Origin of the sequence: Marinactinospora rubrisoli (assembly GCF_042664915.1) — a bacterium.
Classification (GTDB): Bacteria; Actinomycetota; Actinomycetes; order Streptosporangiales; family Streptosporangiaceae; genus Marinitenerispora; species Marinitenerispora rubrisoli.
Genome location: NZ_JBHTBH010000013.1, coordinates 78142 through 89936 on the forward strand (window position 1 = coordinate 78142; position 11795 = coordinate 89936).

Sequence of the window (11795 nt, forward strand, 5' to 3'; positions counted from 1 at the left end):
CCGCGACCCGACCGGCCGGCCTCCCGGGACGATCGCGCCTACGCCGCCGGCTGTTCGAACCCCGACCCGTTCCACGTGTACTGGGCGCACGCCACGCCCCACGCCCCCTTGCGCTTGAGGATGTCGTAAATGTGCATCCGCTCGATCTTCGGCGAGACGCCCCAGCCGGACGGCCAGGTGATGGCCCAGTCCATGTCGAGGTCGACCAGGAGCTCCAGTAGACGCGCGATCGTGGGGTCGTCCAGGCGCTCGAACGCCTCGTCCAGCAGGACGAGACGCAGCGGGCCGTCGATCGTGCTCTCGTCCGCCTGGAGGGTGTCGTAGAACGCCGCGCTCGCCGCGAACAGCGTCACGTAGGAGACCAGGCGGGTCTCGCCCGAGGAGAGCTGGCGGACCCGCCGGTTGCGGGGGCGGCCGTCGGGGCCCGTGTCGTGGATGCGGACCCGGTAGGTGTACCACTGCCGGTAGTCCAGGGCGCTGGCCAGGACCTCCGCGTAGCCGCTGCTGCGGCCCTCGGCGCGGGTGGCGCGGATCCGCTCGGTGAGGGATCGGCGCAGCCGTTCGTCCTCGGCGTCGGTGCGCTCGACCACGGATTTCTTCGCCAGCGCGAGGGCGCTCCGCTCGGCGGGGTCGAGGTCGGGGGCCGGTTCCCAGGACAGCGCCACCCGGACGCCCTGACTGGAGTGCGCGTCGGCCAGGACGGCGTTCATCCGCTCGGTGAGGCGCTCGGCGGCGTGGATCTGGCGGCGCAGGTCCTCGGTGATGTCGCCGAGCAGGAACTCCTCGAAGATCCGCTCCTCGCGGCCGGACAGGTTCCGCTCCGCCTCGGCCAGGCGTTCGGCCGTGCGCCGGGCGGTCACCGCGACCGGCGTGGTGCCGGCCTCCTCGCTGACGGCGACGGTCAGCACCGTGCCGGCGCGGTCGGCCTGCACGTCGTGCGAGCCGGCCAGCGCGGTTTGCAGCGTCTGGATGCGGGCGGTGACCTCGCGCTCCAGGGCGGGCAGGTCGCGCCGGGACGGCCCGGCGTTCTCCGCGAGCCCGGCGCGCAGCGCCGTGCGCAGTTCGGACCGCTCGAACGGGGGCTCCGGCGTGCCGGTGGCGGCCTCCCAGACGCCGGGAACGCCCGCGGTGTCGGTCAGCGCGTCCTCGGCGTCGGCCACCGCGGCCCGGGCGTCGGCGACCTTGCCGCCGGCGTTGCCCGCCGCGTTGTCGGCGTCGGACAGCGCGCGGATCGCCGCGTCCACGGCGTCGCGCGTCGCGGGAACGGAGCCGCGCAGCGCCGACCGCTCCTCCTGCAGCAGCCGGACGCGCTCGCTGACCGCCTCGGCGTCCTGGCCGAGACTGCCGCGCAGAGTCCGCAGCGTCGCCTCGGCCTCGGCGTAACCGCGGTGCGCCTCGCGGGCGTCCGCCTCCGCCTCGGCGCGGCGCTCGGCGGTGCGCTCGTGGTCGGCGTACGCGGCCTCGACCGCGCGCACCGCCTCGGAGTGGTCGCGGCCCAGGAGTTCGGCCATCCGGTCCAGGGTCCGCGCCGCGGCGCGCACCCCGTCCTCGATCTCGCGGAGCTCGCCGACCCCCGATCCCACCCCGAGCGCCCCGCACTGGCGCTGGTGCTCGGCCCGCTCGGCGTGCAGCCGGGCGCGGGCCCGCGCGTGCTCGGCTTCGGCGCGTTCGGTGTCGGAGGTGGCGCGCCGGGCGGCGCCACGGCGGCCCTGCGCGTCGTAGTGCGCCCGCAGCGTCTCGGCGATGTCGGGGAAGGCGTCGACGCACGCGGTCCACGCCTCCTGGCGCCGTTGCGCCGCCGCCAGCGCCGCGGCGTGTTCCGCCTCCCGCTCGGCGAGGCCGGCCAGCGCCCCCTCCAGTTCGGCGACGTGGCGCTTGCGCGCCTGTGCGCGGGCGCCGGCGCCGATGTGCTCGGCCTCCTCCTTGCGATGCCGCCCGGCGAGCACCCCGGACCGCCACGTGCCGTCCAGACCGACCGCCGGACCGGTGGCCGTCGCGCCGGGCCCGCCGGGCAGCAGCGGGACCGAGCGCAGCAGCGCGGCGACGCGGTCCGTGGGGACCGGGCCCTCGGCGTCCACCGCCGGGCGGAGCACGTCGGCGAGGGTACACCCGGCCGGCGCGGATCCGGTGGGTGCGGCGAGGGTGTCGTCGCCGTCCGCCGCCGCGGCGGCGCCGTCCGGCCGCACCCATGCGTTGAGCAGGCCGCACGCGTGCAGCGCGGCCTCCAGGCCCGCCTGCTCCGCCACCGGCAGATCGGGCGTGAAGTCGACGAGCTGGTAGAACGGCGCGCCCTCCCACGGGTCGCGCGCGGCCGTGGTCAGCGCCGGGGCGGGCAGCGCCACCTCGGCCGCGTCCCACAGCCGGGCCAGCTCGCGTTCCAGCCGGGCGCGCTCGGCCGCCGCGTCGGCGACGTCCCGCTCGGCCACGACGACGGCGCGCTGCGCCTCCCGCAACGGCTCGCGCAGCGCGGCGCGGACCTCCCGGTGCGCGTCGCGGAACGCCTCGGGGTCGGCGAGCACGTCGTCCGTGGCCGGAACCGGTGGCAGGTCGGCGGCCACGGTGGCGGGCACCTCGCCCACGGGCACCCGGCCGCGCCAGCTCGCCACCGCTTCGGTCCACTGCCCGGCCACCGCGCGCAACCGGTCCGCGGCCTCCCGGACGCGCTGATCGGCGGCGGTCGCGATCTCGGCCAGCTCGGCGGCCCGCTCGGCCAGCCGCGCGGTCTCGCTCTCGGCCTCCTCCAGCCGTTCGCCCTCGCGGAGCAGCCCCACCAGGATCGGGGCGCGCTGCGCGACCGCCTCGCGGGCGGCCGCCACCTGCCCGGCGGCGGTAGCGGCCCGCGCGGCGAGCTCCGCGGTGTCCACCCGCGGGGCCAGTTCCCGGGTCAGCTCCTCGGGCCGGGCCTGCGGGTCGGGCGACAGCAGCACCCGCGCGGTCTCCACCGGCCGGGTCAGGTCCGGTTCCAGGCCGGGCAGCGCGGCCAGCGCCGACGGCAGGCCCACCGCACGCAGCGCCACGCGCGCGTCCTCGGCGGTACCGGCGACGGCCGCGCCGACGCGGGCCAGCGCCGCCGCCGCCCGCTCGACCGCCGCGACCGACTGCCCCTCGGCCGCCCGCAGGCTCTCGGCGTGCCGCAGCGCGCCGGCCACGTGCGCCCGCTGCGATTCCACCGCCCGGATCCGGTCCGCCAGCTCCCCGAGCGCGCTGTAGGCGGGCGACGCCTTGAGTGCGGCGAGTTCGGTGTCGATGGCGTCGACGCGTTCCTCTGCCGCGTCGCGCTCCCGCCGGGCCTGCTCCAGCGCCGTGCGGCGCTCGGCCTGCTCGCGCTCGCGCCGCTCCAGCGCCCCCTCGGCGCGCGCCAGGGCGGCCTCGGCGCCGTCCAGCCGGTCGGCGCGGTCGGCGAGCACGGCGCGCGCGTACCCCCGGTAGCTCTGCAGGAACTCCTGCAGCGCGGCGTCCGCCTGGCGCAGCCGCGCCACGTTGCGGCGGACCCCTTCCAGGTTGTCCAGCCCCGTCGCGGTCCGCCGGATGATCTGCGGGTCCACCGGCGGCAGCGCGTCGGTGAGCAGCTGCTCCAGCTGGCCCTGCAGCACCTTCAGGCCGATGTCGGGGTTGCGCAGCGTGCGCTGCAGGTGCAGCAGGTCGGTGTAGCGGCTGCCACCGTTGATCCCGTAGACGGCCGCCGCGACACGCTCGCGGAACTCGTCCTGGCCGGGCACCACCGCGTCGCCGCCCAGGTGCTCGCGCAGCCGGGCCGGTCCCGGCGGCACGCCCTGTTCCAGCAGCGGGAAGTCCAGGTTGACCCGCAGCGGGGTGACGAACCGCCAGGAGTCGGTGACCTGTCCCGACGACCGGCTCGCCTTCACCCCGATCCCGCAGGTGAGGTACTCCTCCGTGCCGTCGCCCGGCTCCCGGCGCAGCTCGATCCAGGCGTAGCCGAGCCGGCTGGCACCGTCGGCGTAGTCATCGAGCATGAGCCGGCTCATGCTCACGGTGTCGAAGCCCTTGCACCCCATGTTCCGCAGGTCGCCGTCCAGGCAGAGCGGCAGCAGCAGTTCCAGGGTGCGCGACTTGCCCGAGCCGTTGGTCCCCTTGAGGATCACCCGGCCGCCGGACAGGTCGAAGACCTGCTCGCCGTACTGCCAGATGTTCACCACGCCGCCCCGGTGCAGCCGCCAGCGCCCGCCCGGTGTCGCCTCGCCGTCCACGTGCTCCTCGTTCGTCGTCAACTTTTCGGCCGTGCACGACCGAGCCGGTGCCTCATCGGCCACACCACCGTGCGCTCCCGCGCGGCCGGCTCGCGCGCCCGGAGTCATGTCCACCGCGGCTGCGGGCGCGGCCCGTGACCGGGGCCGCACGCTGGGACGGACCCCAGCGGCACGCGCCCGGTCAACGCCGGCTGGGCCGTGTCCGCGGCACTCCGGTCGATGCCCCGCAGGCTCGCCAGCGGACGTGAGAAGGCTACCGGCCCGCCGCGCCTTTCGCGGCTGGCAGGCGTGATTCCTCCCGGGCGGGAACGCCCGGGTTCCTCGCCGGAACGTGCTCACGGCGAACAGCAGCAATCGAGCACGGACACCCACGAGTGCGAAAGACGTTCCGTCCCTTGAGAGACCCTGGTGAGATCGACATGGCATCCCGCAGACCCGACGCCTCCGGCGTCGCCGCGCCGGGTCTTCCGCTCGCCGGAAGACCCACGGCCCGGACCGGTAGGTGAACCGGACCGGCTGACCGTGGTCGACCCGGCGCCGGTGCAGGACATCGGCGAGCAACCGACGACGGAGGACGACCCCGGCGAAGTCCGGCCTGATGCCGGTCTCCGGTCCCTGCCCCCGGTTGCGAGCCCTGGCCGTGCTCGCCGGTGCCCGTCAGCGGCCGGTGCTCCGCGGCCCGTCCACCGCGAAGAGGGACTCCTGCCCCTCGGGCGGCTCCGCCGGTTGCCCGGCCGGGGACGGTTCGGGCTCGCCCTCGGGGCCGTCGGGCAGCGGGCGGTACCGGGCCGCCGCCGGGCTGAGGGCCACCGCGCCTCCGGGCAGCGCACGGGCCAGGCCGGCCTGGATCAGCGTGCGGGCGACCGCCTGGGTCAGGCGGTCGGCGTCGCGCACCGCCTCCCGTGACCAGGCGCGCGGGTAACGGTCCACCAGCCCCGCGACGGCCGCGGCGAACCGTTCCGCGCTCACCACCCGCCAGCCCGGGGCCGGATCTTCATCTCCGGGCGCGCCGCCAGAAGGGCGCCCGCCGTCATGCCGGTCACCGTCCCGGGCGTCTTCGGCGTCCGCGACGGTCAGCTCCGCCAGCGCCAGCAGCGCAACCCGGGCCGTGCTGCCGGCGGCCGGGAACGCCAGGTCGGTGAGGTAGCCGTCCGGGTCCACCGCCAGCACGCCCTCGGCGCGCGCCTCCAGCCGCAGCCCGGTGACGTCCTCCAGCAGCTCGGCCTCCCGGCGCAGGTTCTGGCGCAGCCACGCCCGCTGGGCGGGGGAGAGGTCGGAGCGGTGCACGACCGGGTCCTCGACCAGGCGGCGACGCAGCCGGTGGACCTCTCCCGCTCCGCGGCCGCTCGGGGCACTTCCCGCTCCGCAGCCGCTCGGGGCGCTTCCCGCTCCGCAGCCGCTCGGGCTGGAGTCCATCCCGGCTTCGTTCCCGGCGACCGGCTCGCCGGGCGCCACCACGCGGGACAGCGGGGCGGCCACCAGGTGGCGGAGCAGTTCGACGTCGACCGTGAGCAGCGCCTCCCGGCCGGCGTCCTCCGCCCAGGGGGCGACGCTGCCGTCGGTCTCGGTCAGCACGCCCAGGTCGATCAGGTGCCGCAGCGCCGCGGCGAGAGCCCGCCGGTCCACGATCCCGGTGCCCAGCTCCAGCCCCGCCTCCGCGGCGGCGGCGCGGACGTCGGCCACCAGACCGGACAGCAGCAGCTGCCCGCCGCCCCCGGTGAGCACCGCCAGCACGAGCGCCAGGTAGGCGTACCCGCGCGGGGTGAACGGCGTGCCGTTCGGCTTGTGCGCGCCCCGGGTGCCGCCCGTGGGCGGGTCGGTCTTGTACAGCCGCGCGAACGTCGGCTCCACGACCAGCCGGTAGCCGAGGTAGGACTGGAAGAGCGTCTGCAGCCGGTCGGCGTGCCGGCGGACCGTGGCGAGCACGTCGCCGTCGGGGCCATCGGCGCGCAGCAGCGGGCGGCGCAGCAGGGTGCGCACGCAGCGCCGCAGTTGCGCGGTCCCGATCTCGTCCAGGCCGCGCAGCGCGACGCGTTCGCCGAGGTCGATCGGCGGCTCGGCCCGGCTCATCGCACCCGCTCCGTGACGCGCAGCCGGATCTCGGTGTCGCGCAGCTCCAGGTGGCCGAACACCGAGCCGATCCGGGCGGTGTGCCCGGGCCGGTGGTCCAGCACCAGGGTGAGCCCGCTGACCGGGTCGCTCGCCGACCCCTGGCGGTCGGGCGCCTCACGGGCGTCGCCGGCCAGGGTGAGCAGTTCGCACAGCACGTCCAGCGCGTCACCCGACAGCCGTGCGGCGGCGAGGGCACCGGCGGCCGCGGCGAGTTCGGCGACGGCCGCGGCGCGGCGCTCTTCCCGCTGCGCCGCCTCGGCGAGCAGCGCCGCCCGGCCGAGCGGGTCGTCGGAGACGCGCGGCACCCGCCCGCCGGGGGCACGGTCCGACCGGCCGCGGACGCTCACCTCCACGTCGACGCGGTCGCCGTCCCGCCACGAGGTGGCGGCCGGGGTGCCGTCCCCGGCCGCCGCCAGGCCCAGGTGCCGGGCGGAGTACAGCCCGAACGCCCCCGCGTACAGGTCATGCGCGCTCTCGGGGTCGGCGGCGTCGAACCACCGCGCCAGCGTGAGCAGGTCCCGGCGGCGGCCCGGATCGACCCCGCCGGTGCTGGTCACGCGCTTGACGTTGGTGAGCAGCGCGGTGATGGCGCGGCTGGTCGCCTCGCGCAGCCCGCTGACCTCCGACGGGCGGCCGGGACGCCCGACGAACCAGTCCGAGAGCGCATCCCAGTCGGCCGCCCGCCGGCCGGGCGCGCGCTCCATCAACTCGGTCTGCCCGCGCGGGCCGGTCCGCTGCGTGAGGTCGCCGACGCCGCCGCCGAGCAGTTCCAGCAGCCGGTCGCGCTGCCGGGTCAGCATGCCCAGCCGGGCCACGATGGGCTCGGAGTAGCGCAGCACGTCCTTCGCGATGAGCTCGACGTACTCCAGCAGCATGTGCTTGAAGCCGGACATCTCCACGGGCGCGAGGTCGTAGCGCGCGATCACCGAACCGAGGTAGGCGTAGAAGTCGCGGACGGCCGCCGCGAACTCGTCGTGCTGGAGGAACAGGGTGGTGACCTGCTGGGCGAGCCGTTCCCGGAGCCGGCGCGCCACAGCGGAGTCCGGGCCGCGGCCGTGCTCGGCGGCCGGCAGCTCCCCGAGGGTGCCCTGGATGGCCACCAGCCCCTGCTCGATCGCCGGCAGCAGCTCGCGGGAGACCTCGCGGGCGCCGTCGGCCACCGCGAGCACCGCGTCCACCTCGCGCTGGACCCGGGTGGCGAGCTTGGCGACCTGGTAGCGCACCCGGCTTCGGGTGAACTCGGCGATGGTGGCGGCCGGTTCCCGGCGGCCCGGCACCAGGTTGCCCCAGCGGGCGAGCTGCTCCAGGCGGTCGATCACGGTGTCGATGCGGGACTCGCCGGGGTCGACCTCGCCGCGCCGCTCGGCCTCGGCCAGCGCCGTCGCGACCTCGCCGGCGCCGAGGTCGGCCAGCAGGGTGGAGGTGAACAGCCGCATGATCGCCAGGTAGCTGCGGCGTTCGGGGGCGCTGAGGTAGGCGTACAGCCGCAGCCGGTCCGGCTCGCCGGTCGCGGAGACCGGGCGCCCGGCCGGGGAGTCGGGGGAGTCGGGGGTAACAGGCATGACCTGCCCCAACCTAGCGGCTTCCGGTCGCTGACGCGGACGGACGGTGATGGGCGCCCGGCGGCGGCCGAGCGAGGCGGCCGGGTGTCAGGCCCCGGAGTGCGCCGTCTGCGTCGCCCGGTACCGCGATGGCGAGACGCCGTACCGGTCGATGAACGCCTGGCGGAGGGCCTCGGCGGAGCCGAATCCGCACCGCCGCGCCACGGCGGCCAGCGGCAGTTCGGTGGTGGCCAGCAGGTGCCCGGCCGCCTCGGTGCGGGCCTGGCGGACGAACCGGCCGGGTGTCTGGCCGAGATGCTCACGGAACAGCCGGGAGAGGTGCCGCGCTGTCACCCCGGCGCGGCCGGCCAGGGCGGCGGTGCTCAGGTCGTGGTCCGGGTGGCGCGCGACGTACTCGACGAGCCCGCGGACCAGGTCGTTCCTGGGCGGCGGAGCGGCCGTGAACAGGCTCATCTGCGCCTGGTCGCCCGGGCGCTGCAGATAGGTGACCAGGTGCCGCGACACGATCCGGGCCAGCTCGGGGCCGTGGTCCTCCTCGATGAACGCAAGCGTCAGGTCCAGGGCGCTGGTGATGCCGGCGGCCGTGGCGACGTTGCCGTCCCGGATGTAGATGGGATCGGGGTCGACGGTGACACCCGGGTGGCGGGCGGCCAGCCCGGCCGCGTACCACCAGTGCGTGGTGGCGCGACGGCCGTCCAGCAGCCCGGCGGCGGCGAGGACTTCGGCTCCGGTGCACACCGACGCCGTCCGCCTGCTCTCCCGGGCCAGCCGGCGGATATGGCCGACGAGCCGTGGGTCCGCTGCGGCCCGCTCGTGCCCAAGGCCGCCCGAGACGATGAGGGTGTCGAGCGGGCCCGTGACCCGTTCGAGGGACTGCTGGCTCTGCAAGGTCAGCCCCGTCGCACACGCGATCGGGGCGCCGCCGGGGCTGACCACCCGGACGCGGTAGGGCGCGGCGCAGGCCCCGAGCTCGTTGGCCATGGCGAAGGTGGTGCTGACGCAGGCGATGTCCAGTAGCTCGGCCGTGTCGTAGCCGACGATCACGACCGGCCGGTCCTTCATGCGCCCATTCATGCGGCGACCCTACGCCGGAGTGCCCGGGGTCCCAAGATTCCGGACATCGTGCGGGCCGCGGCTGTCCGGGGCGACGGGCCGGGCGGCAGCCTGGACCAGGAGCCGCCGGGAACGGCCGTCGAGCGGTTCCGCGAGCCGGGCGCTCCGGCCGCGCCGTCTCGGGATCCATCCCGGGACCTCGGGCCGTTCACCGGTGAGCCGACGACCGGCTCACCTGGCCGGGAAGGAAGGCGGGAATTTCGATGATCTTGGCACGCCGCCCGCGTGACCGCGGAGGGGAACGGCCCCGTGCCGCGCGACATCGCCCACGGCACATCGACCCGTCGGCGCGCGAGCGCGAGGAGGGCTTCGGTAGGAACGGGTCCGTGGACGCGCGTCCTGCGGCCGTCTGCGCGGGCCGGTCCCGGGCGCGTCAAGGCGGTCCGTGCCGCCATGTGGGAGATGGGCGGCAGGCGCCGGTCGCAGCGCGTGGGCCGGAGGTGGTCGCCGCCGCGACGGCCGGAGTCGCGGGCGATCAGGGCCGGGCGGGCCTGGGAAGCCCGGCGGCCGTGGTAGCGGGGCAGGTCTCCAACGATGGCGGTGAACTCGGCGCCGGGAATGGTGCCCATGCCGGGCACCGACTCGGTCATATCGGCGCGTTCGCCGATGTGCACCCTCCCGAGGATCTCCCGGTCGCCGACATTGAACCGTTCGTCCAGCACCGGCGGCCGGTGGGCAACGTCGCGGACCGGCCAGGGGCCGCCCGATGACCGGCTCCGCGCCCGAGACCGCCCCCGGCGATTCGCCGGCCGCCCGCGCGCGCAAGGCGCCGAGGGCCACGACCCGCGCCTCCGGCGTCCTCGCCGCCATCGGGCACCGCTGGCCCACGGGGCTGGGGATCGCCCTCGCCGTCGCCACCTTCGTCGACGGCGTCCCGCCCTCGACGTCACTGGCGGGAATCCTCGTGGCCATGCCGGTGTGCTACCTGGTCTTCGGAGCCCTGAGGGGGGAGCTCCGCCGGCCGGGCGTGCTGGCGCTACAGACGGCGGGGCTGCTCGGCTTCGGCGGGCTCGCGCTGCTGGCACTGTCGGTCGACGCCGACCTGTGCCGGTACCTCCTGGCGGCCGGCTGGCTGGCGCACGCCGTCTGGGACTTCGCCCACCACCGCAACGGGCGGGTGGTGCCGCGGGCGTGGGCGGAGGGGTGCGGCGTCGTCGACCTGCTCGGCGCGGCCTCGATCCTCCTCCTGGCCTAGATGGTTCACGGGGTCATGGGTGGCCGGTCAGTGACCGTAACCGATCGCGCGTGCTGGACGGCTGCGTCGATGAGCCGGTTGCGCCGGATCGTGGCGTTGATGGCGAGGACGCGCTGGCAGGTGCGTGTCCAACCTTCCTCGGGTGCGTGCGGCGTGGTGTGCCAGAGAGCCGGTTCTGCAGGGGCCAGAGGGCCGCGTCGATGTGCCGGTGGGGCCGGACCGGGGAGACGCCAGAGGGCGTCCTCGTCGGGCCGCGCCGGGCGGACGAGCGTGCTGGTCCGGGGAGGTCGTGGCACTCTCGGTCCCGGCCCTCGCGAATCCCCCTGCACCCGGACCGGCGCGCCCCGGCGCCACGTCCCAACGCCACGGCCCCTGGCAGATCGACCTGTTGCGCCGCCGGACTCCGGGCGGCGTTCGGGCCCGGATTCCGGTTACGCCGTGATCCACGCCTTGTACGGCCGGGCCGATCCGCTGGCAGGCCAACGTCGATCCCACGATGGAGCGCGCCCGCCGACACGCTTCCGGCGCGGCGAAAAGCCGCCGGGAGAGATCACGAAAGCGGGTCAGGGGACCAGCAGCGTCAGGGTCTCCGCCACCAGTGCCGGGCGCTCGGCGCCGTCGATCTCCACCTCATGCCGCATGGTGAGCAGGACGCCCTTCGGCGAGTCCGCCACCGCGACGAGCTCGACGCCGTCGCGGACCCGCGACCCCACCGTCACCGGGGTGAGGAACCGCACCCGGTTCAGGCCGTAGTTCACCAGCAGCCGCGGGGACCGTTCCAGAACGTACACCTCGGCGGCCAGGGCCGGCAGCAGCGACAGCGACAGGAAACCGTGCGCGATGGTGCTGCCGAAGGGGCCTCCGGCGGCGCGGTGCGGGTCGACGTGGATCCACTGGTGGTCGTCGGTCGCCTCGGCGAACATGTCGATCCGGTCCTGGGTGATGGTGTGCCACTGGCTGTGGCCGAGGGGCTGTCCCTGGGCGGCGACCAGGGCCGCCGCGTCGGTGAACGTCCGCATGCTGCTCCTTCGTCCGTGGGCCGGGGTCGGTGGCGGCGGAGCGGGGTCCTCCTCCCGGGGAGGACGACCCCGACCCTACCCCGTACCGACCGTTTGGTCTGGGGTGGCGGGCGCACGTGTGCGCCGGAAAGAACGGCCCGGACGGGCCCGCGGCCGGGTCAGCCCTGCGCGAGCTGCTGGAGACGCTGCGGGGACAGGCCGAGGTAGTGCGAGATGTCGGTGGGGGACAGCCCCGCATCGGCCAGCCCGTAGACGGCCTCCCGGGCCTTGGCCGCCGCACCGCGCATCGCCTCGTCGGCGTCGTGCACCGCGCGGCGGGTCTCCAGGACGAGCTGGTCCAGGTCCTCGCTCACCCTCGGCAGCAGCTCGATGTGCACGCTCTGCTCGTCCACCTGCGTCTGGGCGGAGATGTACTCACGGGCGCGGGACTCCGCGTCACTGAGCGAGGGGGACCAGGTCACCCCCACCTCCGCCACCCGCAGCTCCCACCCGTTCTCCCATTTGCGGGCGTGAACCTCGTACAGCGCCACCGCTACCCTCCCTGCCGTATCGTCAGGAGGACTGATCATCCCGGAAAGCCCGTAGG

7 protein-coding genes are annotated in these 11795 nt (G+C 75.9%); 1 reads left to right on the forward strand and 6 read right to left on the reverse strand.

Annotated features, from left to right (window positions below; genetic code table 11):
- Positions 1 to 38: 38 nt before the first annotated feature.
- The 4 genes from ACFQRF_RS23315 to ACFQRF_RS23330 all read right to left on the reverse strand — a co-directional run bounded on the left by ACFQRF_RS23315 (position 39) and on the right by ACFQRF_RS23330 (position 8944).
- A complete protein-coding gene (locus tag ACFQRF_RS23315; RefSeq protein WP_379873311.1) occupies positions 39 to 4229 on the reverse strand; it encodes a TIGR02680 family protein in 4191 nt (1396 codons plus the stop codon).
- A 636-nt stretch (positions 4230 to 4865) separates the two neighbouring features.
- Complete coding sequence (locus tag ACFQRF_RS23320; RefSeq protein WP_379873312.1) at positions 4866 to 6278, reverse strand: TIGR02678 family protein; 1413 nt, start codon at positions 6276 to 6278, stop codon at positions 4866 to 4868.
- Positions 6275 to 7882 (reverse strand): DUF2397 domain-containing protein, encoded by a 1608-nt coding sequence (locus tag ACFQRF_RS23325; protein WP_379873313.1) that lies wholly within the window; start codon positions 7880 to 7882, stop codon positions 6275 to 6277. Before ACFQRF_RS23325 ends, ACFQRF_RS23320 begins: the two co-directional genes overlap by 4 nt.
- A gap of 87 nt (positions 7883 to 7969) precedes the next feature.
- The gene (locus ACFQRF_RS23330) at positions 7970 to 8944 is read right to left on the reverse strand and encodes a GlxA family transcriptional regulator (RefSeq protein ID WP_417498561.1); all 975 of its coding nucleotides are present in this window, start codon (positions 8942 to 8944) and stop codon (positions 7970 to 7972) included.
- Positions 8945 to 9701: 757 nt separating this feature from the next.
- Between ACFQRF_RS23330 and ACFQRF_RS23335 the strand changes: the two genes are divergently transcribed.
- The gene (locus tag ACFQRF_RS23335) at positions 9702 to 10190 is read left to right on the forward strand and encodes a hypothetical protein (RefSeq protein WP_379873315.1); all 489 of its coding nucleotides are present in this window, start codon (positions 9702 to 9704) and stop codon (positions 10188 to 10190) included.
- Positions 10191 to 10753: 563 nt separating this feature from the next.
- Here the strand turns inward: ACFQRF_RS23335 and ACFQRF_RS23340 are convergent.
- Together ACFQRF_RS23340 and ACFQRF_RS23345 are read right to left on the reverse strand one after the other, a co-directional pair.
- Positions 10754 to 11209 (reverse strand): MaoC family dehydratase, encoded by a 456-nt coding sequence (locus ACFQRF_RS23340; protein WP_379873316.1) that lies wholly within the window; start codon positions 11207 to 11209, stop codon positions 10754 to 10756.
- Positions 11210 to 11367: 158 nt separating this feature from the next.
- Complete coding sequence (locus ACFQRF_RS23345) at positions 11368 to 11739, reverse strand: hypothetical protein (protein WP_379873317.1); 372 nt, start codon at positions 11737 to 11739, stop codon at positions 11368 to 11370.
- Positions 11740 to 11795: the final 56 nt, after the last annotated feature.

Excerpts from the sequence above, each read along its gene's own strand:
- ACFQRF_RS23320 (WP_379873312.1), bottom strand. The coding sequence starts at position 6,278 with ATGAGCCGGGCCGAGCCGCCGATCGACCTCGGCGAACGCGTCGCGCTG.
- ACFQRF_RS23325 (WP_379873313.1), bottom strand. The coding sequence starts at position 7,882 with ATGCCTGTTACCCCCGACTCCCCCGACTCCCCGGCCGGGCGCCCGGTC.
- ACFQRF_RS23330 (WP_417498561.1), bottom strand. The coding sequence starts at position 8,944 with ATGAAGGACCGGCCGGTCGTGATCGTCGGCTACGACACGGCCGAGCTA.
- ACFQRF_RS23335 (WP_379873315.1), top strand. The coding sequence starts at position 9,702 with ATGACCGGCTCCGCGCCCGAGACCGCCCCCGGCGATTCGCCGGCCGCC.
- ACFQRF_RS23340 (WP_379873316.1), bottom strand. The coding sequence starts at position 11,209 with ATGCGGACGTTCACCGACGCGGCGGCCCTGGTCGCCGCCCAGGGACAG.